We start from the raw sequence: 24,227 nt of genomic DNA on the forward strand, positions 1-24,227 counted from the left end.
GACGCCCGGCCCCATTGAAAACAGCTACACGCTCGATCACACCGCCGCCAGCTACATGTATGACCCGCAAGGCCGCCTGCGCCTGTATCAAACCTACGGCATCGGCGCTGACGCCATGGCAGCCAACGCGCGCGCGCTGCTGCACGAAAAAAGCGCGGATTGAGAGCCTGTGCAAGGTCTGCCCCGGGAAGCTTTGGACAGGCTCTAGCTGACTTCGCTCATGCGCCCGTCAGACGAAAGCAAGGCGGCGCGCACGGTCTGGCCGGGGTGGGCGGCTTGCACGGCGGCGCGGTAGCGGGCTAGTTGCGCGGCGTAGTCCGGGTTGTGCTCGGGGTGCGCGGCGCTTTTGTAGTCCAGCACCCACCACTCGGGCTGGTTCGTGGCGGGATCAGGGCGGCAAACCAGCCGGTCCATGCGCAAGGTTTGGCCCTGATGAAGGATTTCGACTTCGTCAAAGGCGGCGGTGAAGGCTCCGCGCTGCCAGGCCCATGCGCCTTCGCCGGTGAAGATGCGGCGGGCGGTTTGCAGGGCGGTTTGCGCTTGCGCGGGGGTGAGGCGGTATTGGCGGGCGATCGTCTTCAAGATGCTTTCGCCGCTGCCTTTGAGCCAGTCATCTCCGCCGTCGCGCCCGGCGCGCTCCAGCAGCCAGTGCATGGCCTGGCCCAGGCGGGCGGCTTCGGGGTTGGCGTCCGCAGGCGGGGCGGGCAGCGGCGGGCGCGCCGGGGTGAATGCCAGGCTGGCCAGCGGAGCGGGTGCTGGCGGGGCGGGTTCGGCGCTGCGCCAGTCAGGTAACACGGGCAAGTGGATGGGGGCGCTTTCAGAGGCGCTTTCCGGCGTGCGGGCGGCGGCTGGCTGCGCTGGATTCCACTCGGGCGCAGTTTCGGCGGCTGGCTGCAAACGGCTCCACCAGGTGGGGCCGCTTTGGCGGTAGGGCGTGACGCTGGAGAGGGCCAGGCAGTTTTCGGCGCGGGTGATGGCCACGTAAAGCGCATTGAGTTCTTCGCGGCGCTGCTCGCGCTGCTCGGCCTCCAGCAGCTCGATGGCGCAAGGCGGCGGGTTGCTTTCGCTGGCCAGAAAGATGAAGCGGCGCGGATAGGGCGCTTCGCCCGGCCAGTCGATGAGGGTGCTCATGGTGTCGGCTTTGGGCGGGGCGGCCTGGGTGTCCAGCAGCAGCACGGTGTGCGCTTCCAGCCCCTTGGCGCCGTGAATGGTGAGCAGGCGCACGGCGTTGCCCGCACCGGCTGCGGGCGGCAGGGCGGCCGCGCCGCCTTTGCGCAAGGCGCGCACAAAGGCCCAGGCGGTCAGAAAGCGGCCGCCTTGCAAGTTGAGCGCCAGCGACAGCAGGCCGCGCAGTTGCGCCAGCGTGTGCTCGCGCTCGTGCGCGGGGGCGGCTGCGGCGTAGCGGGCAAAGGCGTCGCGGTGGTCGAAGATGGCTTGCAGCGCGTCGTGCGGGGGCAGGCTGGCCAGCCAGGTCTGGTAGAGGGCCAAATCGGCTGTCAAATTGGCCGCCAGCGCTTGCCAGCCGGGCGCGAACAGCTCTTTTTTCTGTAGCAGGCTGAACCAGCTTTCGCCCGGATGCGCGCGCGCCAGCAGGGCCAGCTGCGTCAATTGCCCGTCTGTCAGCCCGAACAGGGGCGATTTGAGGGCGTGCGCCAGCGCGAGGTTGTGCGCGGGCGACAGCAGCGCGTCCAGCAGCGCGGCCACGTCTTGCGCCACGGGCAGCTCGCCCAAATCGCTGCGGTCGGGAAATTCGCAGGCAATGCCACGCTCGCGCAGCGCCTGCTGCATCAGCGCCAGCCGGTCGTTGCGGCGGGCCAGCACCATGATGCCGCCCGCTGGCAAGCCGCTGGCCAGTTGCGCGGCCACCCAGCCGGCGGCCTGGCGGCATTCGCGCAGATGCAGGGTTTCTTGCGGCAGCTCGCGCGGCGTGGTGAGGCTGTCGCGCCAGGCGATGGCGCTTTCGGCCTGGCTGTCGCCAGCGGCTTCTTCAGCCGGTTTTTCACCGCGTTCAACCGGCGGCAGCAGCAGCACGCTGCCCGCTTCGTCCGATTCGGTGGTGTGCGCGCGGTAGCCGATGTAGTCGCGCTGCGCTTGCGCGGCCAGCAAGGCGGTATTGGCGGCGCCCATCACGCGGTGCGCGCAGCGGCGCGTGTGCTCGCAAGCCAGCTCGTCGCCTTCCAGCGCCTCGCGCACAAAGGCCTTGGCGGCCTGAAACACTTGCGGCTCGGCGCGGCGGAAGCGGTAAATGCTCTGCTTGGGGTCGCCCACGATGAACACGCTGAAATCACGCCCGCCCCCCGCGCCCGCGTAGGCCGACAGCCAGCTGGACAGGGCCTGCCACTGAAGCGGGCTGGTGTCCTGGAATTCGTCGATGAGCAAGTGGCGCACGCGCGCATCCAGCCGCTGCTGCACCCAACCGGCCAGCTCGTCGTTGGAGAGCATGCGCTGCGCGGCGCGCTCCACATCGTGCATGTCCACCCAGCCGCGCTCGCGCTTGAGGGCGGCAAATTCGTCAATCAGCGTGCGCGTCAGCTCGGCCATGCGCTGCTGGTGCAGCCAGGCGGCGTGCTGCTTTTGCACTTGCAGCAGCGCCAGCAGCAGCGCTTGCGCCACGCGCACATCGTCGATGCCCGCCAGCTTGTCGCTGAACTTGCACGGCTCGCTTTTCTGGGTAAGCAGCGCGGCCACCACGCCTTCGGCTTGGCCGCTGGTGATGGCCTTTTCCAGCTCCACGCCCTTGGCTGAAAACATTTTGGCCGTGGCCTGGCCCAGCGCCTTGGCGGCTTTCAAAAACAGCGCCTTGCTGGTTTTGTCAAACAGCGCCTGCATCGGCTCGTCAAAGGCGGCCAGGTGCGGGAACATGTCATGGAAATGCGGCACGCTGGCCTGCACCACGCCTTGCGCATCGGCCAGCAGAAATTCGGCGCGCTTGTCCAGCGCGGTCTGCAAAGCCTTGTCCGTCTGGTGGCGGCCATGCTCGCGCACCAGCGCCTCGTAGCAGGCGCGCTGCGCTGGCTCGGCTGCCACGCGCCGCAGCCAGCGCCGCCACACCTCGGCGCGCGCGGGTGCGTCGTCTTCCAGCAGCTCATAGGGCGCGGGCAGGCGCAGCTCTTGCAGCAGTTTCAGCGGCGCGGTTTGCAGCAGCGCGGCAAACCAGCCGTGAAACGTGCGCACCTGCACGGGCCTGGGGCACATCAGCAGGCGGGCATGCGCGCCTTTGAGCGCGGGGGCCAGCCGTGCGGCCTGCGGCCCGGGCACGCCGCGCAGCGCCAGCTCGCGCGCCAGATCGGCCTCTTGCATGCCGGCAAAAGCCGTCAGCCATTCATTGAGGCGCTGGCGCATTTCGCCCGCCGCCTTGCGCGTGAAGGTGATGGCCAGAATTTCATGCGGCGCCAGCGGCGCGCCGTCCGCGCTGCCGGGCGCCGGCTCAATCAGCGCCCGCAAGATGCGGCTGACCAGCATCCACGTCTTGCCCGCGCCCGCGCACGCCTCGACCGCCACGCTGCGGCGCGGATCGCAGGCAATGGCATAAAACGCATCGCGCGTGATGGGCTGGTCGTTGTGAAAGTAGGCGGGAGCGCTCATCGTGGGCAGACAACAAAAAAAGGGGCAATCATGCCGCTCAGCGGCAATGCGCGGAGCGGCGAAAAACAAAACGGCGTATTTTCCAGGCCCTTTCAGGCAAAACGGCGAATATGCGCCGCCAGCGCCGCCAATTCAACGTCGCTGGCGCGTTCGCAATCATGCGATGAAATATAGCCCTCGTATTTTTCAAAATACTTTCTTTCGCCAGAGTTGATGGGTTGCCATTGGCCACTCGCAAGCCCTGCCGTGCCGTGCATGGGAAAGAGCTTGGCGTGCAGGTGATCCACTCCAAAGCCCTCCAGAATCAGGCCCGTGCGGCCCACGTCGTCAAAGGCGCGGTCAAGGACTTTCGCGGTTTTCCGCGCGGCCAGAACCAGCCCGGCCAGCACGGTTTCATCGGCGGCGAATGCGTAGCTGCCGTGATGCTCCCTGGTAATGACCACGCTGAATCCTTTTGTATTGGGAAAAATGGAAAGAAAAGCCAGATGGCGTTCATCTTCCCATATTGGATGGCAAGGCGAATGGCCCTGGGCGATCTGGCAGAAAATGCAATCGGCGCGGTGCATGGATTTTCCTTTTTGCAAAAATGAAAGAAAGGCCGCCGCAGCGCCGCCGATGCCTCCGTTTTGGCCCCGCTTTGCAAAAGCTTTACGCAACTTTTCTGGCGGCGGCGGCTCCATTGCCGCGTTCATCATTTCCCCCACTTTTTTGCAAGGAGAACTCCAACCCATGCTGACCCGAGTCATTCAGCAACGCAGCGCCGTAGCGCTGGCCGCTGCCGCCATTGTCGGCGCTTCCGCCCTGGCCCTGCTGCCGCACGAGCCGGCGCAGGCGCAGCCCGCCGCCGTGGCGCGCGGCCTGCCAGATTTCACCGATCTGGTCGAGCAAGTCGGCCCTGCCGTCGTCAATATCCGCACGCTGGAGCGCGTCAGCGGCGGCGGCCGCCGCTCGCGGGCGCTGCCGCAAATAGACGAAGAAACCGAAGACATGCTGCGCCGCTTTGGCATTCCGCTGCCGAACATGCCGCGCGGGCAGGGGCGCGGCCAAGGCTTCGAGCGCGAAGTGCCGCGCGGCATGGGATCAGGCTTCATCCTCACGCCCGATGGCTACGTAATGACCAACCATCACGTCGTCGATGAAGCCGACGAAATCATCGTCACCCTCTCCGACAAGCGCGAATTCAAGGCCAAGCTCATCGGCGCGGACGAACGCACCGACGTGGCCGTGCTCAAGATTGACGCCAGCGGCCTGCCCGCCGTGAAAATTGGCGACGCCAGCCGCGTGCGCGTGGGCGAGTGGGTCATGGCCATCGGCTCGCCCTTCGGGCTGGAAAGCACCGTCACCGCTGGCATCGTCAGCGCCAAACAGCGCGACACAGGCAGCTACCTGCCCTTCATCCAGACCGACGTGGCCGTCAATCCCGGCAACTCCGGCGGCCCGCTCATCAACCTGCGCGGCGAAGTCGTCGGCATCAACAGCCAGATTTACTCGCGCTCCGGCGGCTTCATGGGCATCTCGTTTGCCATACCGATTGACGAAGCCATGAAAGTCAGCGAACAGCTGCGCGCCACCGGCCACGTCACGCGCGGGCGCATCGGCGTGCAAATTGGCGAAGTCTCGCGCGAAGTGGCCGAATCCATCGGCCTGGGCAAAGCGCAAGGCGCGCTGGTCAGCCACGTGCAAAGCGGCTCCCCGGCTGAAAAAGCAGGCGTGCGCGCGGGCGACATCATCACCCGCTTTGACGGCCAGCCCATCGAAAAAGTCAGCGACCTGCCCCGCATGGTAGGCAACGCCAAACCCGGCACGCGCGGCACGGTTACCGTCTTTCGTCAAGGCAAAAGCCTGGACCTGAACCTCACCGTGGCCGCCATGGAACCCGAAAAAGGCGGCTCCCGCGCCGCCAGCGCCGCAGGCGAGTCGAAAACCGCCGCCAGCCAGTCCTTGGGCCTGGCCGTGGCCGACCTGAGCGCCGAGCAAAAAGCCAAGCTCAAAACCCAGCGCGGCGTGCGCATCACCGACGTGGACGGGCCAGCCGCCAGCGTGGGCCTGCGCCCCGGCGACATCATCCTGGCCGTAGCCAACACCGATGTCAGCAGCGCCGCCGAATTCGAAGCCGCCGCCAGCAAAGCCATGAAAGGCGAGAAAGCCGGCAAACCCGTGAACCTGCTGGTACAGCGCGGCGACATGGTTCAGTACGTGCTGCTGCACCCCGCCGCCCAGTAAACGCCCCTTCGCCATGCGCCCAGGCCGCGCCCCCGCACAGGAGCGCGGCCTTTTTTGCCGCCAGACAAACGGCCACCTCAGCCAGCGCCAGAACGCGCCCAAGGCCGGCAATCCGCCCGAATTTAGCTCCCGAATTCATAGCAATAGGTCCTAGTGAAACGAGCGCAAAGCGGCATTTCCACCCCCTCAAATCAGCTTCTCTTTTTGATTGCCCCAGCCCCGCGCGGGTTCAACGAAAACGGCCTTGTACGGCCCGCTGAACCCAATCAGCCCATCTTCCAGACGGAAGGCAAAAACGCGGCAATGGGGCCAACCCGCGCCGCAAGCCTGAAGGCAGACGCAGTGGATACGAATGAAGCCGGCGCGCCTGCGGGCCAAACCTGTCTTGAAACATCAAAAACAAGAGCGAATTTCAGAGCCTTGAATACTGCCTTGCGCGCGTTTCACCAGGACATCGTGCTATGGATAGAGGAGCTAATAAGGCAGACCGTGCGCCCGCACCTCCGTCCGGCCCAAGCCGGGGGCTTCTTCGCTCGCCTGCGCAGCTGATCTGTGCATGGCTTGCCGATACCGGATGGGTTCCCGCTCGCGTGAAGCAGCGGCCAGATCTGGCGCAGGCGGCTATGGCTGGCGGCTGGCCGGTGGCTGGCTGGCGGCGGGGTCATCTGGCTGGGCGGCGAGGCGGCGCTCCAGCGCGTTCAGGGCCAGCTCCTGCTGGCGCAGGCGGTCTTGGGTTTGGCGGCGCTGCTGGCGGGCGCGGCTGACGCAGTCATTGACGGCAAAGCGCTTCCAGCAGGTTTTTTCAGCTTGTTCAAAACGCTGGCGGGCGGCGTTTTGTTCGGCGGCAATGCGGCTGCGCTCGGCGGCCATCCAAGGTTCCAGGGCCGCGCCTTTGGGCGCGGCGGCAATCCAGTCCTGGGCGGCCTGCGCGTGGGCCGTCTGCGCGGCGCGGTGGCTTTCGTGCAAAGAGGCCGAGGAGCAGGCGGCCAGCAGGGCCGGGGCGGCAAGGAGGATGAGCAGGCGGCGCATGGCAGTGAAGGCGGTGAAAGGGCAGTGAAGGCAGCAATGAGGGCGATGGATTTGCAACGCCGCAGAGCGCCTCAGGGCCGCATTTTTGCGCTCACGAGCGGACTTTGAACGGGGTTTTCAGGTGAGCTGGGTGTCCACGGCGCGGTGTTCCAGCGCCAGGTATTCGGCCGATTGCATTTCCATCAGGCGCGAGACGGTGCGCGGAAATTCGTGGGCCAGCGGCCCTTCGGTGTAGAGCTGCTCGGGCGGCACGGCGGCCGAGAGCATGAATTTGACACGGCGGTCATACAGCACATCCACCAGCAGGGTAAAGCGCCGCGCCTCGGAGGCGTTGTGCACGTGCATTTGCGGCACGTCTGACAGCAGCAGGGTGTGGTAGCGCGAGGCGATTTCGAGGTAGTCGTTTTGCGAGCGCAAGCCGCCGCAGAGCGTTTTGAAGTCAAACCAGATGACGCCGCCCGCGCGGCGGCAGGCGGTGATTTCGCGGCCTTCGATTTCGATGACGGGCGATTCGTCCGCCGTGCCTGCCAGGCGCGTGAAGGCGTCTTGCATGGCGGCATCGGCTTGCGCGCCCAGAGGGCTGTGGTAAAGCGGCACTTGCTCCAGTGTTCGGCGGCGGTAGTCGGTGCCGTTGTCCACGTTGATGACGTCCATGCGCGCGTTGAGCAGCTCGATGGCAGGCAGGATGCGGTCGCGGTGCAGGCCGTTGGGGTACAGCTCGTCGGGCCTGAAGTTGCTGGTGGTGACAAAGCCCACGCCGTTGTCAAACAGTGCCACCAGCAGGCGGTGCAGGATCATGGCGTCGGTGATGTCGGCCACGTGAAATTCGTCAAAGCAGATGAGCTTGAATTTGGCGGCGATGCGCCGGCCCAGCTCGTCCAGCGGATTGACCTGGCCTTGCAAGGCGGCCATTTCGCGATGCACTTCGCGCATGAATTCGTGAAAGTGCAGGCGCGTTTTGCGGCGAATGGGCACGGTGTTGAAAAAGCAGTCCATCAAAAAGCTTTTGCCGCGCCCCACGCCGCCATACATGTAAACGCCCTTGGGAATTTCGGGGTGGTTGATGAGCTTTTTGAACCGGTTGGAACGCCGGGCCTTGTAGGCGGCCCAGTCATTGGCGCAGCGCTCCAACGCCTGCACGGCGCGAAGCTGGGCGGGGTCGGACTGAAAGCCGCGCGCGGCCAGTTCCTGCTGGTAGGTTTCGGAGACGCTGGGTCGGGTCATGCGGTTTCTGGTTTCAGGGGCGATTTTCGAAAGCCGGTCATTTTATTCAGGAAAATCAGCGGGTTCCATGATTTTCAAACATCTGTTCAGCTGTATTTCCGGCAGCCGCCGCATGATTCAGGCCATGCAGCCATTGAATGGCCTGGCAATAGGCGATTTCGTCTTTGCTGCTGTATTGGTGAATGTCATGCCCGCCATGAATGAAGGCGGTGCGCAGCGGGCCAGCATAAGCTGCCACAAGGTCTTGCTGCATGGACGGCGTGGCCAAGGTGTCTTGCAGCGAAATCTGGAAAACGGCGGGCGATGGGCTATGACGCGCGTTGCGCAGCGCATCCAGCCCGGGCGGCATGCCCTGAATCAGCCAGCGCGCCGCTTTCCGGCCCAATCGTGATTGCAGCAAGGGGAAAACGGGCAGCGCGTTTTTGAGAATCAGGCCATGCACTTCACGCCGCGCCGCCACATGCAAGGCGAAAAGCGCGCCCAGGCTGTGACCGTAGACCCAATGCCGCGCATGAGGGCAGTGGCGAACCATTTCATCAAAAGCCAGAAGGGCCGCCTGCGCATGACGCAGCAGCGAAACAGGGCCGAGGCTGCCGCCGAAACCGGGCGGATTGACGATCCAGACTTCTCCCGGCACGTGAGGCAGGCGATTGAGCGGATCGGTCGTGCCTTGCTCAGCCCGGCCACGTGCGCCCAGAAAGCGCAATACGGCAACCGGGCGGCATTTTTGCTCCATGTCGTTGCAGCCTGAGCCTATAGCTTCACGCCAAATCTGCACCTTGCCCCAGGGGCATGGCATGTTCAAGGCCCGTTTGGCGCAATCCATGCGATGGCGGCTGGGACGAAAGAGCAGGCGGCTTAAGAAGCGGTGCCGCCAAGGTGCGGGCAATGCAGCGTCTGGACGGTGAGACGCCCAATCAGAAGGCGGCATGGTTTTAAAAAGCGCTGATTTTTGGGCGGCATTTTCACCATCAAAAAAATGGCCCATTTTGCGGGCCATTTCTGTTTTGACAACGCGCCATTGAGCGTGAATGTCGATTCAATCCGCCAAACTCGTTTTCAGCATTTTCCTATTTCGAAAGGCGCCATTACGGGCATCAGATCTGGCGGGCTTCTGCCGCGCATGGCAAAGAGGCGGCCTGAAATTTTCCCCGCCTTTTCTGGGCCGAATGGAAGGCGGCACCATCTGACATGACTTTCACTTCAGAAAAAGAAGCGAATTCAAGCCCCTCAAAACACCGTCTGCCGCCCATTCGGCTAGGAGGTAACGCTATCAATCAAGGAGCGAATCAGGCCCATTCTGGTGAGCCTGTTCGCGCCTGTCATGAGGCCATCTGCCGTTCAGAAATTGAGCGTGCGCTTGTCTACGGCCAGCGCGGCTTCCTTGGTGGACTCGCTCAGGGATGGGTGGGCATGGCAAATGCGGGCGATATCTTCGCTGCTGGCGCGGAAGGCCATGGCCACGCAGGCCTCGGCAATCAGCTCGCTGGCATAGGGGCCGATGATGTGCACGCCCAGGATTTCGTCGGTTTTGGCATCCGCCAGGAATTTGACGAAGCCCGTGGTGTCGCCCAGCGCGCGCGCGCGGCCATTGGCCATGAAGGGGAAGGAGCCGGCCTTGTAGGCCACGCCTTGTTCTTTGAGCTGCTGCTCGGTTTTGCCCACCCAGGCGATTTCGGGGCTGGTGTAGATGACCCAGGGAATCAGCGCGAAGTCCACATGCCCGTGCTGGCCCGCGATGCGCTCGGCCACGGCCACGGCTTCTTCTTCGGCCTTGTGCGCCAGCATGGGGCCGCGCACCACGTCGCCCACGGCCCACACGCCGGGCAGGCTGGTGCGGCATTGGTCATCGACCACGATATCGCCGCGCTCGCCCAGCTTCAGGCCCACGGCTTCGGCGTTCAGGCCCTGCGTGTTGGGCACGCGGCCAATGGAGACGATGAGCTTGTCCACTTCCAGCGTTTGCGCTTCGCCCTTGGCGTTGGTGTAGGCAACGGTGACGCCTTTTTTGCCGGATTTGATTTCGCCCACTTTGACGCCCAGCTCGATTTTCAGGCCCTGCTTGTCGAACGCCTTTTTGGCTTCCTTGGCCACTTGCTCGTCCGCCGCGCCCAGGAAGGTGGGCAGCCCTTCCAGAATGGTGACTTCCGCGCCCAGGCGGCGCCAGACGCTGCCCATTTCCAGCCCGATGACGCCGGAGCCGATGACGCCGAGTTTTTTGGGCGCCGCGCCGCTGGTTTTGCCAATGCGCAAAGCGCCGTCATTGGAGAGGATGTTTTCTTCGTCAAACGGCGCGCCGGGCAGCTGGCGGGCGCTGGAGCCGGTGGCCACGATGATTTGCTTGCCCGTGAGGGTTTCGCTCTTGTCGCCCGTTACGGCGATTTCGTAGCCGCCGTCCACGGCCTTGACGAAAGAGCCTTTGCCGTGAAAGAAGCTGACTTTGTTCTTTTTGAACAGGTAAAGGATGCCGTCGTTGTTTTGTTTGACCACGCCGTCTTTGCGGGCGATCATTTTCTTGACGTCCATTTTCAGGTCTTTGAGGCTGATACCGTGCTCGCCAAAGTGATGCGCGGCCTGCTCGAAATGCTCGGAGCTTTGCAGCAGCGCCTTGGACGGAATGCAGCCCACGTTGGTGCAGGTGCCTCCGGGAGCGGGGCCGCCTTTTTCGTTTTTCCACTCGTCAATGCAGGCCACGTTCAAGCCCAGCTGCGCGGCGCGAATGGCCGCGATATAGCCGCCGGGGCCTGCGCCGATAACGATGACGTCAAATGATTTGCTCATGGTTTTTCTCCAGTCGGAAATCCGCAGATTTTCATTGCGGAAAAAAGGGGGGAATGAAAAGAGAATGAAAAACGGGCTGCCCTATTTGCAGCCCGTTTTTTCAGGTTTTCAATCAGATATCGAACAGCAGGCGGGCCGGGTCTTCCAGCGCCTCTTTCATGGCCACCAGGCCCAGCACGGCTTCGCGGCCGTCAATGATGCGGTGGTCGTAGCTCATGGCCAGGTAGTTCATGGGGCGGATGACGATCTGGCCGTTTTCAACCACGGCGCGTTCCTTGGTGGCGTGCACGCCCAGAATGGCAGATTGCGGCGGGTTGATGATGGGGGTGGACATCATGGAGCCGAAGGTGCCGCCGTTGCTGATGGAGAAGGTGCCGCCGGTCATTTCCTCAATGCCCAGCTTGCCGTCCTTGGCTTTCTGGCCGAATTCGGCAATCTTCTTTTCGATGTCGGCAAAGCTCATCTGGTCGGCGTTGCGCAGAATGGGAACGACCAGGCCGCGCGGGCTGCCCACGGCAATGCCAATGTCGAAATAGCCGTGATAGACGATGTCGTTGCCGTCCACGCTGGCGTTGATGACCGGGAATTTCTTGAGCGCGTGCACCGCCGCCTTGACGAAGAAGGACATGAAGCCGAGCTTGACGCCGTGCTCCTTGACGAAGGCGTCCTGGAACTTCTTGCGCAGTTCCATGACGGGGGCCATGTTCACTTCGTTGAAGGTGGTGAGGATGGCGTTGGTGGCCTGCGATTGCAGCAGGCGCTCGGCCACGCGGGCGCGCAGGCGCGTCATGGGCACGCGCTGCTCGGGGCGGCTGCCCAGATCGGGCGCGGCCGGGCCGCTGACTTGCGGCAGGCTGGCCGTGGGCACGCCGGTCGGGATGGACGCGGGTTTGGCTCCGCTGGCGACAGCGCCGAGCACGTCGCCCTTGGTCACGCGGCCATCTTTGCCGGTGCCGGGCACGCTGCCTGTGGGCAGGTTGTTGTCGGCCATGAGCTTGGCGGCGGCCGGCATGGCGATGCCCGCCTTGCTGTTGCTGGCCGGGGCAGCGGCGCTGGCGGCGGGAGCAGGCGCAGCTGCCGCTGAAGCAGGAGCGGGAGCCGCTGCGGCAGCGCCTGCTACGGCTTCGGTATCAATCTTGGCCAGCAGTTGATCGGCGGTGACGGTGGCGCCATCGGGCTGGATGATTTCGGTGAGCACGCCTGCGGCTGGAGAGGGCACTTCCAGCACGACTTTGTCGGTTTCGACTTCGATCAGGATTTCATCGGCCTGAACGGCTTCGCCCGGCTTTTTCTTCCATTGCAGCAGCGTGGCTTCGGTGATGGATTCAGAAAGCTGGGGCACCTTGACTTCGACGATTGCCATTTTGGGTATTCCGTTGGTGGTTGAGAGTGGGAGGGGAAGGCGGCGCGGTCCTCGCGCGGAGCCTGCGCCGCCTGGTTCGCTTACTTGCTGAGCACAAAGCCCTTGATGCGCGAGAACGCCGCCTCAAGCAGCGCCTTTTGCTGCTCCTGGTGCAGGTGGGCGTAGCCCACGGCGGGCGAGGCGGAAGCCGGACGGCCGGCGTAGCCGAGCTTCTGGCCGGGCAGCATGTTTTCGTGGATGTAGTGCTGCACGAAGAACCATGCGCCCTGGTTTTGCGGCTCGTCCTGGCACCAGACGATTTCGGTGGCGTGGGGGTATTTCTTGAGTTCCGCTCCGAACGCCTTGTGCGGGAAGGGGTAGAGCTGCTCGACACGGATGATGGCCACGTCATCGCTGCCTTTTTCGGCGCGCTTTTTGACCAGGTCGTAATACACCTTGCCGGAGCAGGCAATCACGCGCTTGACCTTGTCGGCCTTGAGTTCGCCCTTGTCGCCAATGACGGTCTGGAAGCCTCCCTTGGTGAACTCGGACACTGGCGAGGTGGCGTCCTTGTTGCGCAGCAGGCTCTTGGGCGTGAAGATGACCAGCGGCTTGCGCAGCGGGCGAACCATCTGGCGGCGCAGCACGTGAAAGATCTGGCTGGCCGTGGTGGGCTGCACGATCTGCATGTTGGCGTCGGCGGCCAGTTGCATGAAGCGTTCCACGCGGGCGGAAGAGTGCTCCGGCCCCTGGCCTTCATAGCCGTGCGGCAGCATCATGGTCAGGCCATTGAGGCGCCCCCACTTCACTTCGCCCGAAGCGATGAACTGGTCAATCACCACTTGCGCGCCATTGGCAAAGTCGCCGAACTGCGCTTCCCAGATGACCAGCGTGCTGGGGTCGTTCGAGGCGTAGCCGTATTCAAAGGCCAGCACGGCTTCTTCCGAGAGGATGGAGTCGATGACGGTGAAGGAGCCTTGCTTCTTGTCCACGTTTTGCAGCGGGATGTAGGTGCCTTCGTCCCACTTCTCGCGGTTCTGGTCGTGAATGACGGCGTGGCGGTGCGTGAACGTGCCGCGCCCGCAGTCTTCGCCGGAAATGCGCACCGGATAGCCGTTGGCCACCAGCGTGGCAAAAGCCATGTGCTCGCCCATGCCCCAGTCCACATTGATTTCGCCACGGCCCATGGCGGCGCGGTCGTCATAGACCTTTTTCACCAGCGCGTGCGGGCTGACGGTGGCAGGCAGCGTGGTGAGCTTTTCGGCAATGCGCTTCCACTCGGTCAGGGGAATGGCGGTTTCTGCGGCGTCCGTCCACTTCTGGCCGCTGAACTTGCTCCAGTTGCCCTCGAACTGCGCCTTGAAGTTGGTTGCCAGCGGATCGACCGTGTGGTGGCCCGCGTCCATCGCGGCGCGATAGGCTTTGGCCAGGTCATCGCCCAGCGTGTCGCCCAGCCCTTGCGCGGCCAGCTTGTCGGCATAGAGCTTGCGGGTGCCGGGGTGCTGGGCAATCTTCTTGTACATGAGCGGCTGGGTGAGCATGGGAGTGTCCTGCTCGTTGTGGCCCAGCTTGCGGTAGCACACGATGTCCACCACCACGTCGTGGCCGAACTCCATGCGGTAGTCCAGCGCCAGTTGCGCGGCCAGGCAGACGGCTTCGGGGTCGTCGCCATTGACGTGCAGCACGGGCGCGCCAATCATTTTCACGATGTCCGTGCAATAGGTTGTGGAGCGCGCATCGCGCGGGTCAGACGTCGTGAAGCCAATCTGGTTGTTGATCACGATGTGCACCGTGCCGCCTGTGGTGTAGCCGCGCGTTTGCGACAGCGCCAGCGTTTCCTGGTTCACGCCCTGCCCGGCAAAGGCGGCATCGCCATGCACCAGCACGGGCAGCACCTGTTTGCCGCGCGGGTCGCCCCGGCGGTCCATGCGGGCGCGCACCGAGCCTTCCACCACGGGATTGACGATTTCCAGATGCGAGGGGTTGAACGCCAGCGCCAGATGGATGGGGCCGGTTGGCGTGGCCACGTCGGAGCTGAAGCCCTGATGATACTTCACGTCGCCAGCGGGCAAGTCTTCAGGGGCGGTGTGATCGAATTCGGCAAACAAGTCCTTGGGCAGCTTGCCCAGCGTATTGACCAGCACGTTCAGACGGCCCCGGTGGGCCATGCCAATCACCAGCTCCTGCACGCCGTGCTTTGCGGCATCCGTCACCAGCTCGTCCATCGCGGCAATGAACGACTCGCCGCCTTCCAGCGAAAAGCGCTTTTGTCCCACATATTTGGTGTGCAGATAGCGCTCCAGCCCTTCGGCGGCGGTCAGGCGTTCCAGAATGCGTTTTTTCTTCGCGGCGTCAAAAGACGGCTTGGAGCGGATGGACTCCAGCTTTTGCTGCCACCAGCGCTTTTGCGCCTGGTCCGTGATGTACATGTACTCGGCGCCAATGGTGCCGCAGTAGGTTTCGCGCAGGGCGTTGAGCAGCTCGCGCAGCGACATGGTGTCTTTGCCGAAGAAGGTGTTGCCCACGTTGAACACCGTTTCCATGTCCGCGTCCGAAAAGCCGTAGAAAGACGGCTCCAGCTCCGGAATAACGGGCCGCTCGGTGCGCTTGAGCGGGTCCAGATCGGCCCAGCGCTGGCCCACGTTGCGATAGGCGGCAATGAGCTGCTGCACCGCCGTGCGCTTGCGCCCCAGGTCGGGGTCGTCGCCAAAGGCGCGCACCACTTGCGTGCCGCCGTGCTTGGCGCGCTCGGCAAAGGCGTCAATCACGGGCTGGTGCGGCACATCGCGGGCACTGCTGCCATCCGTGGCGGGCACGTGTTGCAAGGCGTCGAAATATTCGCGCCAGGAATCGGGCACGCTGCCGGGGTTTTCCAGGTATTTCTCGTACATCTCTTCGACGTACGGGGCGTTGCCTCCGAAAAGGTAGGTATTGCCCTTGTAAGTGTCGTAGACGGATTTCGTCTCGCTCATCGTTCGCTGACCTTTCGCCTCTCTTGAAGAGGCATGGGTTGGTGGGAGGAAATAACCTTCCGCGTCACGGCTGGACCGGTTGGCGGATAGCGATGTGGCAGGGAAGGAGCCGGGAAGTAAATGAATTGCGACGGTGACGAATTGTGCCACTGCGCTTTTTGTCTTCAATCAAGGGTAAACATCAACAAAAAAGCCGCATGCCCAAAAAGGAGCATGCGGCTTTTTCAAATTGGTGCCCGGGGCCGGAATCGAACCGGCATGGTGTCGCCACCGGCAGATTTTGAGTCTGCTGCGTCTACCAATTTCGCCACCCGGGCGGCGGAAAGCGGCGGATTATGGCACAGCATCCAATGGCAGCCGCACGCCGTATATTCACCCCATGAGCAAGCAATCTCCCCAGGAAATTCAGTACCCCACCATACAAGACGTCATTGGCCGCACGCCGCTGGTGCGCCTGGCGCGCATGCCCGGCTGCGGGCAGCGGGGCAACGTCATTCTCGGCAAGCTGGAAGGCAACAACCCTGCCGGTTCGGTGAAAGACCGCGCGGCGCTGGCCATGATTCAGGGCGCGCAGGCGCGCGGCGAGGTGCGCCCCGGCGACACGCTGATTGAAGCCACCAGCGGCAACACCGGCATTGCATTGGCCATGGCGGCGGCCATCATGGGCTACCGCATGGTGCTCGTCATGCCGGAAGACCTTTCCGTGGAGCGCGCGCAAACCATGAAGGCTTATGGCGCGGAACTCATCCTCACCCCGCGCTCGGGCGGCATGGAATACGCGCGCGATTTGGCCGAAAAAATGCAGCGCCAGGGCAAGGGCCGCGTGCTCGACCAGTTTGCCAATGCCGACAACCCCCGCGCCCATGTGGAAACCACGGGGCCTGAAATCTGGGAGCAGACCGGCGGGCGCATCACCCACTTCGTCAGCGCCATGGGCACCACGGGCACCATCACCGGCGTTGCGCGCTATCTGAAAAGCCGCAATCCCGCCGTGCGCATCATTGGCGCGCAGCCCTCGGCGGGGTCTCGCATCCCCGGCATTCGCAAGTGGCCTGAAGCGTATGAGCCGCGCATCTACGACGCCTCGCTCGTGGACGAACTCGTTTCCGTCACCCAGGCCGATGCCGAAGAAACCAGCCGCCAACTGGCCCGGCAAGAAGGCATCTTCGCCGGCATCTCCTCTGGCGGCGCGTACTGGGCCGCCCAGCAAGTGGCCGAACGCGAGAGCGGCGCCACCATCGTGTTCATCGTCTGTGACCGGGGCGACCGGTACCTCTCGACCGGCGTCTTTCCGGCCTGACTCCGTCATATCAAAAACAGGAGCAAATACAGGAGCGCAAAATGCCGTTTCGCGCAAGCTCCACTAGGACATAATGCTATTGATACAGTAGCAAAAATCTGCGCCTCCACACCTTCTCCGCGCCGCCATGCAAGAAAACACCTGCCCGCCGCCCGCCGCTGAAATAGACGCCCGCGGCCTGCACTGCCCCCTGCCCATCCTGCGCGCCAAAAAAGCGCTTGCCACGCTGCAAAGCGGCCAGCTGCTGCGGGTGCTGGCGACCGACCCCGGCTCCGTGCGCGACTTTCAGGCTTTCGCGCAGCAGACCGGCAACACGCTGGTGGCCCAAAGCGAATCCGCAGGCGAATTCACTCATGTGCTGCGGCGGCGCTAGCGGCCAGAACCGCTTGCGCAGGCTCTTTCGCGGCTGAACCCGAGCCTGCCCACATGAGCTGCTATCGCCAGATATCACCCAAGGCCCCACAAGCGTGACACTTGTCACGTTTTGTCGCTGTTGCGCTACGCGCGCTGCCTGAAAGCGCCCAAGGCAACGCACAATGCACATTCATTAACCTTTTCAGGAGCCACCTCACATGCGACACCTTTTTGCACTGGCCTTGATGGCCGCCCTGTCCGTGACTGCCGCACATGCCCAGGAAAGCGCCGCTCAGCCTGCCGCGCAAGCCGCCCCCGCAGCGGCCCCTGCCCCTGCGGCTCAGCCCGCCAAGCAGCAAGCCCCGGCCCAGCCCGTGTCCGTGCCCCAGCCCGAGGCCGACCTCAGCGGCCTGCCCATCCGGCCCGATATCGAAATACCCGACCCATCCATCCGCAACACCAACAACTACATGTTCAACGCCCAAGGCGTGAACTGCTCGCTATACCCCGCCCGCTGCCGCTGATATCGCGCGGCGGCGACAATCCGGCTGTTTCTTGCCAGAAGCTCCGGCGGCCTTTCACAGGCTGCCGGAGCTTCTTTTTCGCCTTCGCCTTTCAGGAGCTTCACGTCATGCAGGCCGCATGGATGCTTGCCGCCGCCTTCTTCTTCTCCAGCATGGGCGTGTGCGTGAAATACGCCGCCGCGCACTTCACGCCGCTGGAGATCATTTTTTACCGGGGCCTTTTCGGCATGCTCTTCACGGCGGCGCTGGTGCGCATGCGCGGCGTGCCGCTGGCCACGCGCTGGCCCTGGGCGCATGCATGGCGCAACGTCGTTGGCGTGGGCGCCATGAGCGCATGGTTCTACGCCATGGCCCACCTGCCGCTGGCCACGGCCATGACGCTCAACTACATGAGCAGCGTGTGGATCGCCGTTTTCGTGCTTGGCGGCGCGCTGCTCATGCGCCGCTGGGACGATTTGCGCGCCCAGTGGCCGCTGGCCCTGACAGTCGCGGCGGGGTTCGCAGGCGTTGTGCTCATCCTGCGCCCAGCCATCGCGCAAGACGAACACGTGGCCGGCCTGATCGGCCTGGCCTCGGGCATGCTGGCCGCCATGGCCTACATGCAAGTAGCCGCCCTGGGACGCCTGGGCGAGCCGGAAACGCGCACCGTGTTCTATTTCTCGCTCGGCTCCGCCCTGGCTGGCGCGGCAGCTACGTGCATCACCGGCTGGCATGGCCTGAACACACCCGGCGCCTGGTGGCTATTGCCCGTCGGCCTGCTGGCCGTGCTCGGCCAGCTTTGCCTCACGCGCGCCTACACCCGCAGCGCCACCATGCTGGTCGCCAACCTCCAGTATTCAGGCATCGTGTTCGCCGCCCTGTATGGCGTGACCCTGTTTGGCGAATACCTGCCGCTGACCGGCTGGCTGGGCATCGTCCTCATCACCGCCAGCGGCATGGCCGCTTCGCTCTGGCGCAAGCGGCTGCGTCTGAAAACAGCAGCGCCGCCCCGGCCTGCGACCTGATCGCGCCCATCTGGCGCGGCTTCGGCGCGCCTTGATCGGCTGTGCGCACGCAGCCCGTCGCCGGAAACCGTTTTCAGAACCTGCTCACGATCTGGCCGCGTGGGGCCGCGAATCGGCGGGATGGGCTGCAACGCCGCCGGCAGCGCAGCAAATGGAAAACCGCGCCGGCAACCAGGAATAGGCGCATGTAAGTAGTACCGTGTATGTATCATGCCCGTCCCCCTATTTCGTCAGGAGCCATATCGTGAACATCGCCGCGCAATCCTTCTCCCCTCGTACGGATGACGCCAAAGGCGTTGGAACGGGCCTGCTGGGCTACGCCCGCGCCGCGCCCGTTGATGCGCATCTGGGCTGGCTGCCCGAGCAGCTTGAGGCGGCCGCGCAGGACGCTGGCAGCTCACTGAAGGACAGCCGTCCCCTGAAGCAGGTATTGGCTGCAACCGAACGCGGCTACCAGATACCCCAACGCGGCCTGAACGCCATTGCGGGCGAGCTGTTTGCTGATGCGCGTATCCGCATTGAGCAATACATCCGGCCGCTGAAGACGCTGCCGGAAAAATTCTTCATCACCGACCCGGCCAAGGCGGGCGATCCGCTGGCCTGGCGCCAGGCCGCCAAAGAAGCCAGCGAAAGCCGCAACCAGATCATGAAGGACGTGCGGCAGCAGCTTTCCGCCAAGGGGCTGGTCGCTTCGGAGAGCGCCAAGAAAAACGCGCTGACATTCGAGGATCTGTGGGACAAGGAAGCGTCCCGATTGGAAGAAAAGCCGAAAGCTGGCGGCAATACCATGTCAGCGGCCCAGAAGGAAATTGCCATCTCGCGGGAGATCATCAAGACGACGGGCAAAAGCGACCCCACCTTCGATGCCGCCGTCCAGAACGCCGACAGCGCTAGCCGCAGCCTGAAAGCGCTGAAGCATGGAGGCCGTGCGCTGGCTGTCGTTGGAGCCGTGATGGATGGCGTCTCCGTCACCCGGCAGGTGCAGGAAAGCATGAAGACCGGCCATTGGGACAACACGGGCAAGGAAGTCTCGCGCGTGGCGGGCGGCTGGCTGGGCGCGGCGGCGGCGGGCGCGCTGGTTGGCAGCGCTTCAGGCAGCATCGTGCCAGTGCTGGGCAACGTGACCGGCTTTCTGGTGGGCGCGGCGGCAGGAGCCGTCGGCTACTGGCTTGGCTCCCGTGGCGGTGAAGCCGCGTATCAGGCCGCCGCTCACTGATTCGGCGCGGATCTGGCGCTGCCGCTCCTTGATCGGCTGCGAGCGCACGGCCCGCCGCCGGAAACCGTTTTCAGGAGAGACCTTGCATGGACGCATCAACCCCAATCGACCCCTTGTTTCTGGCGCTGGCCCAGCCCGTGCTGCGCGGCCCGGCGAGGCAGGCCGTCACGGTGATGCCAGGCACAGGCGGCGCGGCCATTGGCGCCCGGCTCTGGCCGCGAGACGACCAGGGCGGCGCCGTGTACGCCTGGGGCCACGCCGCCCCGCAAGATGGCGTGCCGTGGCTGGCCTCGCAGCGGCGCGTCTGGGCGCTGCTGGACGGGCACAGGCCGCTCACCGTGGCTCCAGCCACCGGCTGGGGATGGAACGGCGGGCCGCCTAAAGCGCCCTATCCGTCCGTGGTGAGCGCGCAAGTGGGCGGACTGACGGTGTTTTTCGCCAACACCGCGCAGCAGGTGCGCGTGTTCGCCGCCGATGCCGAGCAGGCGGTGGAGCTGGAGCCGGTGGACGACGCGCAAATCTTCGCCGCCTGGTCCTGCGCGGGCCAGCTCTGGACGGCAGGCATGACATCGCGCCTGGTGGCTGGCGGCGGCGATGATTTCGACCTTAGCCAGGCGCTGCTGCTGCGCTGGAACACGCGCCCGCTGGCCGTGGCCGCCCGCTGGCAAGGGCGCGATCTGTGGCGCGTGAACGAACTGGCCACATCTGCCGCTGGCTGGTCGGACGTGCTCGGCGTGGAAGCCTGGCTGACAGCCTTGCCCGGCGCGGAAAGCGGCCCGCGCTGGCTGCTGGGCGCGCCGATCACGCGCGGCGTGCATGACCCGCTTGACTATCCCTACTGGTTGCTGCTCGGTCCGCCCGCGCCAAACGATTACATGGCGCTGCTGCTGGCGCGTGTTGATGGCCTGGCGGCGGCCGCTGCTAGCGAGCCGCCGCCGCTGACCCTGATGCGCGTGCTGGACGGGTTCAGCCTGGTTGGCTGCTGCGGCATGGGCGGCAGCGCGGACGGCGCACTGGTGTTCACGGCGCGGCGCGAGCTGGAGAATGCGTACAACTCGTGCCAGCCAAGCCAGCTTCACGTCAGCCGCTGGGATGGCGCGGCGGCGCAGCTGGGCGCGCCGCAGCCGCTGAGCATTGCCGGTTTGCCGCCGCAGGCCGCGCAAGCCATGCTGCGGGACTTTGACGCCATTTACCACCCCGCCTTCGGCTACGCTGCCACGCTGACGTGGAAGGAGGACGAAATCACTGCCGCCACGGCCTTGCTGCACAGCCGCGACGGGCGGCAGTGGCAGGTGGTGCAGCGGCTGGAGCCAGCGCCGGAGCCGGGCTGAGGCCGCTGCCCGGCCCGGGGCCGTTTCTTCTGCGGCGCACAGCCCGCTCGTGCTTCTTGAAAAGAGGAGCGGATTTAGAGGGGGCAAAAACGGCTCTCGCGCCCTTTCCACCAGGACCTCATGCTCCAATTAAAGGAGCAAAATAAAAGGGTAGAACAAAAGATCAAGACGCGAGCGGAATGAACGCCCGCGCTTGGGCGCTTTGGCCGGGTCAGAAGGACAGGTGCAGCGTCAGATCAAACGCACGGGGCGCGCCGGAGCCGCTTTCGCTCCTCTTGCCGCCTTGGCGGGTGATCGGCTGGCGGGTTCAGCCCGCGCGCGGCGGCTCCTGCGGGTTTTCGCGGTTTTTCAGCTCGTCAAAGCGGGCCTTCATGGTGGGGTTGCCGCGCGTGAGCTTCTTGATGGTCACATCCTGCGCCTTGTCATTGGCCAGACGCAAATTGCGGTCGGCGCCCAACAGGGCATCGCGGGTTTTTTGCAGGTGGTCGATGGATTTGTCGATTTCGTCAATCGCCGTCTGAAAGCGCCGCGAAGCCAGATCGTAGTTTTTGCCAAAAGCGGTCTTGAAAGCCTCGAGCTGGTTTTCAAAATTCGTAATATCCACATTCTGTGCCTTCACCAGCGCCAATTCGGCCTTGTATTGGGCGGCATTGAGCGCCGCATTGCGCAGCAGCGTGATCATGGGAATGAAAAACTGCGGCCGGATCACGTACATTTTCGGATAACGGTGCGAAACATCGACAATGCCGCCGTTGTAAAGCTCGCTATCAGGCTCCAGCAGCGAAACCAGCACGGCATATTCGCATTTCTTTTCGTTGCGGTCGCGGTCCAGCTCTTTCAGAAAATCCTCGTTTTTCTTCTTCGTGGCCGTGGTTTCATTTTCGTTTTTCATCTCGAACATGATGGAAACGATTTCCGCGCCCGATTCGTCCTGTTCGCGGAAAATGAAATCACCCTTGCTGCCGCCGCTGGCGTCATTGTCTTTTTCAAAATAGGCGCGTGCAAAAGCCGTTGCGCGCAGGCGGTTGAATTCGGTTTCGCAGTGCTGCTCCAGCGTTTCGCCCACCATTTTGGTGGACAGGCGCGCCTTCATGTCGCGCAGGCGCTCAATGGCCGCATCGCGATCTTTCAACTGGATTTCGTAGCGTTCTTTCAGGGATTGCTCGGACAGCTTTTTGGCCATCTCTGCCTGCTCAAGCTGGCTTTTCAGCGCATCGCGCTCCTGCTGCATTTCACTGACGGCCTTGGCAATATTCAATTCGTGCGCCGCGTCAGCCGTTTGCAGCCGGGCTTTCAGCTCCTGGATTTGCGCCGCGCTTTCGGCGGCGGCCTGCTGCAATGCGCTTGCCAGCCGCGCTTCGGCCAATTGCGCGGCGGCTTTCTGGGCCTGTTGCTGCTGCGCCAGCTGGCGGGCCAGTTCGTCGCGCTCTTTTTCGGCGGCGTGGCGCGCTTGTTCCACGGCCAGCTGCTGATCTTTGCCGCTGGCCTGCAACTGGGCCTCAAGCGCCTGAATCTGCGCGTCTTTTTCAGCGGCGGCCCGCTGCAACTGGCTGGCCGCTTCGCTGCGGGCCAGCTTGAGGGCGGTTTGCTTTTCACGCTCGGCCATTTCCAGCCGCTCGTGCAGCTGCTTGTCAAATTCGCGGTCGCGCACCTGCCGCAGGATGTCGGCATAGCCCGATTCGTCAATCTTGAATGCCTTGCTGCAATGCGGGCAGATGATGTCGTGCATGGCGGCCCTTCCTTTGTCCCTCACACGTTGAACAAAAAGTTCATCACGTCGCCGTCTTTGACGACGTAGTCCTTGCCTTCGGCGCGCATTTTTCCGGCCTCTTTGGCGCCTTGCTCGCCCTGGTAGCGGATGAAGTCGTCGAAAGAAATGGTCTGGGCGCGGATGAAGCCGCGCTCGAAATCGCCGTGGATGACGCCCGCCGCTTGCGGGGCGGTGTCGCCGATGTGAATCGTCCAGGCGCGCACTTCCTTGACGCCGGCGGTGAAGTAGGTTTGCAGGCCCAGCAGGCGGAAAGCCGCGCGGATCAGCCGGTTCAGGCCCGGCTCGCTCTGGCCCATCTCTTCGAGGAAAAGCGCCTTGTCTTCGTCGCTCATGTCGGCCATGTCGGCTTCCATCTTGGCGCAGATGGCCACCACGGGGGCGTTTTGGCTGGCGGCGTATTCCTGCAAGCGCGCCAGCAGCGGGTTGTTGTCAAAGCCGTCTTCGCTGACGTTGCCCACGAACATGGCGGGCTTGGCGGTGATGAGGCACAGGGGCTTGAGGCGCGCCTGGTCTTCGGGCGTCAGCGCCAGGGTGCGCACGGGGCGGCCTTCGTTCAGGGCGGCCTGCACCGGCTCCAGCAGCTTGAGCATGGCGGCGGCTTCCTTGTCGTTGCCGCTTTTGCTGGCTTTGGTGTAGCGCTGCACGGCTTTTTCGACCGTGCCCAGATCGGCCAGGCACAGCTCGGTCTGGATGACTTCGATGTCGGCAATGGGATCGACCTTGCCGGCCACGTGAACCACGTTGGCGTCTTCAAAGCAGCGCACCACGTTCACGATGGCGTCTGTCTCGCGGATGTGCGCCAGAAACTGGTTGCCCAGCCCTTCGCCCTGGCTGGCGCCGGCCACCAGCCCGGCGATGTCCACGAATTCGACGATGGCGGGCACCACGCGCTCGGGCTTGACCACCTCGGCCAGCTGTTTCAGGCGCGGGTCGGGCACTTCCACCACGCCGGTGTTGGGTTCGATGGTGCAAAACGGGTAGTTCTCGGCGGCAATGCCCGCCCGGGTCAGCGCGTTGAAAAGAGTGGACTTGCCCACGTTGGGCAGGCCCACGATGCCGCATTGGAGGCTCATGAGGGGTCCAGTAGAGGGGAAAAAGCGGGCATTCTAGGGGCGCGCCCCGCCGCAGACCCTGTGGCGGAAGGCCTGGCGCTTCTGCTTTTCGCCAGCCTGTCCGCAGGCCGGGAGCGGGCGGCGGGCGCACCGTGATATTTCGCTACTTTATCCATAGCATGAGGTCCTAGGGGAACGTGCGCAAAGCGGCATTTTGACCCCTCTGGATTTGCTCCTTTTTTGGTATTTTCCAGGCAAACGGAGCGCGCCAGAACCCGTTTCTCCGCTCTTTTCTGCCCTGCCCGCTGGCGCAAAAAAGCCGCCTGTTCCCATGCGGGCGAGGCGGCTGGCGGCGGAAAGAGGGCGCTCGGAGCGGGTTTTCTGAGCAGGTTCTCAGGCGGCCTGAAGCGTTTGCCTGCCGTCTAGGTAGGGTTGCAGCGCGGCGGGAATGCGGATGCTGCCGTCGGCCTGCTGGTGGTTTTCCAGCACGGCCACCAGCGCGCGGCCCACGGCCAGGCC

General features: G+C 64.2%; 18 protein-coding genes and 1 tRNA gene. 8 read left to right on the forward strand and 11 right to left on the reverse strand.

All coding sequences use genetic code 11. The annotated features are described in order from the left end of the window. Positions 1-204: 204 nt before the first annotated feature. Both QB898_RS11935 and QB898_RS11940 read right to left on the reverse strand, forming a co-directional pair. Positions 205-3,585 carry a UvrD-helicase domain-containing protein gene (locus QB898_RS11935; protein ID WP_279525139.1) on the reverse strand — a complete coding sequence of 1,127 codons (3,381 nt, stop codon included), beginning with the start codon at positions 3,583-3,585 and terminating at the stop codon, positions 205-207. A gap of 92 nt (positions 3,586-3,677) precedes the next feature. Beyond that, a complete protein-coding gene (locus QB898_RS11940) occupies positions 3,678-4,280 on the reverse strand; it encodes an HIT family protein (protein ID WP_279525140.1) in 603 nt (200 codons plus the stop codon). Positions 4,281-4,314: 34 nt separating this feature from the next. Here QB898_RS11940 and QB898_RS11945 point away from each other — a divergent pair, with 34 nt between their 5' ends. Together QB898_RS11945 and QB898_RS11950 are read left to right on the forward strand one after the other, a co-directional pair. After that, the gene (locus QB898_RS11945; RefSeq protein WP_279525141.1) at positions 4,315-5,808 is read left to right on the forward strand and encodes a DegQ family serine endoprotease; all 1,494 of its coding nucleotides are present in this window, start codon (positions 4,315-4,317) and stop codon (positions 5,806-5,808) included. A gap of 153 nt (positions 5,809-5,961) precedes the next feature. Beyond that, entirely contained in the window at positions 5,962-6,357 is a 396-nt protein-coding gene (locus QB898_RS11950; RefSeq protein ID WP_279525142.1) for a hypothetical protein, read from the forward strand. A 72-nt stretch (positions 6,358-6,429) separates the two neighbouring features. On the opposite strand, the gene QB898_RS11955 is transcribed toward QB898_RS11950, so the two are convergent. The 7 genes from QB898_RS11955 to QB898_RS11985 form a co-directional block, all read right to left on the reverse strand. Beyond that, on the reverse strand, positions 6,430-6,837 hold the full coding sequence (locus tag QB898_RS11955) for a hypothetical protein (RefSeq protein WP_279525143.1): 408 nt from the start codon (positions 6,835-6,837) through the stop codon (positions 6,430-6,432). Between the two features lie 117 nt (positions 6,838-6,954). After that, positions 6,955-8,061 carry a cell division protein ZapE gene (zapE, locus tag QB898_RS11960; protein ID WP_279525144.1) on the reverse strand — a complete coding sequence of 369 codons (1,107 nt, stop codon included), beginning with the start codon at positions 8,059-8,061 and terminating at the stop codon, positions 6,955-6,957. Between the two features lie 55 nt (positions 8,062-8,116). Beyond that, the gene (locus QB898_RS11965; RefSeq protein ID WP_279525145.1) at positions 8,117-8,797 is read right to left on the reverse strand and encodes an alpha/beta hydrolase; all 681 of its coding nucleotides are present in this window, start codon (positions 8,795-8,797) and stop codon (positions 8,117-8,119) included. Between the two features lie 605 nt (positions 8,798-9,402). After that, the gene (lpdA, locus tag QB898_RS11970; protein WP_279525146.1) at positions 9,403-10,842 is read right to left on the reverse strand and encodes a dihydrolipoyl dehydrogenase; all 1,440 of its coding nucleotides are present in this window, start codon (positions 10,840-10,842) and stop codon (positions 9,403-9,405) included. 112 nt (positions 10,843-10,954) lie between these two features. After that, positions 10,955-12,205, reverse strand: coding sequence for a 2-oxoglutarate dehydrogenase complex dihydrolipoyllysine-residue succinyltransferase (gene odhB, locus QB898_RS11975; protein WP_279525147.1), 1,251 nt, complete (start codon positions 12,203-12,205; stop codon positions 10,955-10,957). Between the two features lie 80 nt (positions 12,206-12,285). Then, complete coding sequence (locus QB898_RS11980) at positions 12,286-15,156, reverse strand: 2-oxoglutarate dehydrogenase E1 component (RefSeq protein ID WP_102282983.1); 2,871 nt, start codon at positions 15,154-15,156, stop codon at positions 12,286-12,288. 230 nt (positions 15,157-15,386) lie between these two features. Next, positions 15,387-15,473, reverse strand: a tRNA-Leu gene (locus QB898_RS11985). Positions 15,474-15,559: 86 nt separating this feature from the next. On the opposite strand from QB898_RS11985, the gene cysM reads away from it, so the two are divergent. The 6 genes from cysM (at position 15,560) to QB898_RS12015 (ending at position 20,885) form a co-directional block, all read left to right on the forward strand. Further along, positions 15,560-16,456, forward strand: coding sequence for a cysteine synthase CysM (gene cysM, locus QB898_RS11990; protein WP_279525153.1), 897 nt, complete (start codon positions 15,560-15,562; stop codon positions 16,454-16,456). A 127-nt stretch (positions 16,457-16,583) separates the two neighbouring features. Beyond that, entirely contained in the window at positions 16,584-16,829 is a 246-nt protein-coding gene (locus QB898_RS11995; RefSeq protein WP_050715847.1) for a sulfurtransferase TusA family protein, read from the forward strand. Positions 16,830-17,028: 199 nt separating this feature from the next. Beyond that, the gene (locus QB898_RS12000) at positions 17,029-17,334 is read left to right on the forward strand and encodes a hypothetical protein (RefSeq protein WP_146006808.1); all 306 of its coding nucleotides are present in this window, start codon (positions 17,029-17,031) and stop codon (positions 17,332-17,334) included. Positions 17,335-17,441: 107 nt separating this feature from the next. Continuing rightward, positions 17,442-18,338 carry a DMT family transporter gene (locus tag QB898_RS12005; protein WP_279525148.1) on the forward strand — a complete coding sequence of 299 codons (897 nt, stop codon included), beginning with the start codon at positions 17,442-17,444 and terminating at the stop codon, positions 18,336-18,338. A 244-nt stretch (positions 18,339-18,582) separates the two neighbouring features. Further along, positions 18,583-19,554, forward strand: a complete 972-nt coding sequence (locus QB898_RS12010) for a hypothetical protein (RefSeq protein ID WP_279525149.1) — start codon at positions 18,583-18,585, stop codon at positions 19,552-19,554. An 86-nt stretch (positions 19,555-19,640) separates the two neighbouring features. Then, positions 19,641-20,885, forward strand: coding sequence for a hypothetical protein (locus tag QB898_RS12015; protein ID WP_279525150.1), 1,245 nt, complete (start codon positions 19,641-19,643; stop codon positions 20,883-20,885). 307 nt (positions 20,886-21,192) lie between these two features. Here the strand turns inward: QB898_RS12015 and QB898_RS12020 are convergent, their stop codons facing one another. Beyond that, positions 21,193-22,614 carry a DUF2130 domain-containing protein gene (locus QB898_RS12020; RefSeq protein ID WP_279525151.1) on the reverse strand — a complete coding sequence of 474 codons (1,422 nt, stop codon included), beginning with the start codon at positions 22,612-22,614 and terminating at the stop codon, positions 21,193-21,195. A 20-nt stretch (positions 22,615-22,634) separates the two neighbouring features. Beyond that, on the reverse strand, positions 22,635-23,729 hold the full coding sequence (gene ychF / locus QB898_RS12025; RefSeq protein WP_279525152.1) for a redox-regulated ATPase YchF: 1,095 nt from the start codon (positions 23,727-23,729) through the stop codon (positions 22,635-22,637). Positions 23,730-24,227 lie beyond the last annotated feature (498 nt).

Origin of the sequence: Ottowia cancrivicina, assembly GCF_029813755.1 — a bacterium.
GTDB lineage: Bacteria > Pseudomonadota > Gammaproteobacteria > Burkholderiales > Burkholderiaceae_C > Ottowia > Ottowia massiliensis.

What these genes read in the sequence shown, in the direction of transcription:
- QB898_RS11945 (WP_279525141.1), top strand. Translation starts at nt 4,315, where the DNA reads ATGCTGACCCGAGTCATTCAGCAACGCAGCGCCGTAGCGCTGGCCGCT.
- QB898_RS11965 (WP_279525145.1), bottom strand. Translation starts at nt 8,797, where the DNA reads ATGGAGCAAAAATGCCGCCCGGTTGCCGTATTGCGCTTTCTGGGCGCA.
- QB898_RS12000 (WP_146006808.1), top strand. Translation starts at nt 17,029, where the DNA reads ATGCGACACCTTTTTGCACTGGCCTTGATGGCCGCCCTGTCCGTGACT.
- QB898_RS11935 (WP_279525139.1), bottom strand. Translation starts at nt 3,585, where the DNA reads ATGAGCGCTCCCGCCTACTTTCACAACGACCAGCCCATCACGCGCGAT.
- QB898_RS11980 (WP_102282983.1), bottom strand. Translation starts at nt 15,156, where the DNA reads ATGAGCGAGACGAAATCCGTCTACGACACTTACAAGGGCAATACCTAC.
- QB898_RS11940 (WP_279525140.1), bottom strand. Translation starts at nt 4,280, where the DNA reads ATGATGAACGCGGCAATGGAGCCGCCGCCGCCAGAAAAGTTGCGTAAA.
- QB898_RS12005 (WP_279525148.1), top strand. Translation starts at nt 17,442, where the DNA reads ATGCAGGCCGCATGGATGCTTGCCGCCGCCTTCTTCTTCTCCAGCATG.
- lpdA (WP_279525146.1), bottom strand. Translation starts at nt 10,842, where the DNA reads ATGAGCAAATCATTTGACGTCATCGTTATCGGCGCAGGCCCCGGCGGC.
- zapE (WP_279525144.1), bottom strand. Translation starts at nt 8,061, where the DNA reads ATGACCCGACCCAGCGTCTCCGAAACCTACCAGCAGGAACTGGCCGCG.
- odhB (WP_279525147.1), bottom strand. Translation starts at nt 12,205, where the DNA reads ATGGCAATCGTCGAAGTCAAGGTGCCCCAGCTTTCTGAATCCATCACC.
- QB898_RS12015 (WP_279525150.1), top strand. Translation starts at nt 19,641, where the DNA reads ATGGACGCATCAACCCCAATCGACCCCTTGTTTCTGGCGCTGGCCCAG.
- QB898_RS11995 (WP_050715847.1), top strand. Translation starts at nt 16,584, where the DNA reads ATGCAAGAAAACACCTGCCCGCCGCCCGCCGCTGAAATAGACGCCCGC.
- ychF (WP_279525152.1), bottom strand. Translation starts at nt 23,729, where the DNA reads ATGAGCCTCCAATGCGGCATCGTGGGCCTGCCCAACGTGGGCAAGTCC.
- QB898_RS12020 (WP_279525151.1), bottom strand. Translation starts at nt 22,614, where the DNA reads ATGCACGACATCATCTGCCCGCATTGCAGCAAGGCATTCAAGATTGAC.
- QB898_RS11955 (WP_279525143.1), bottom strand. Translation starts at nt 6,837, where the DNA reads ATGCGCCGCCTGCTCATCCTCCTTGCCGCCCCGGCCCTGCTGGCCGCC.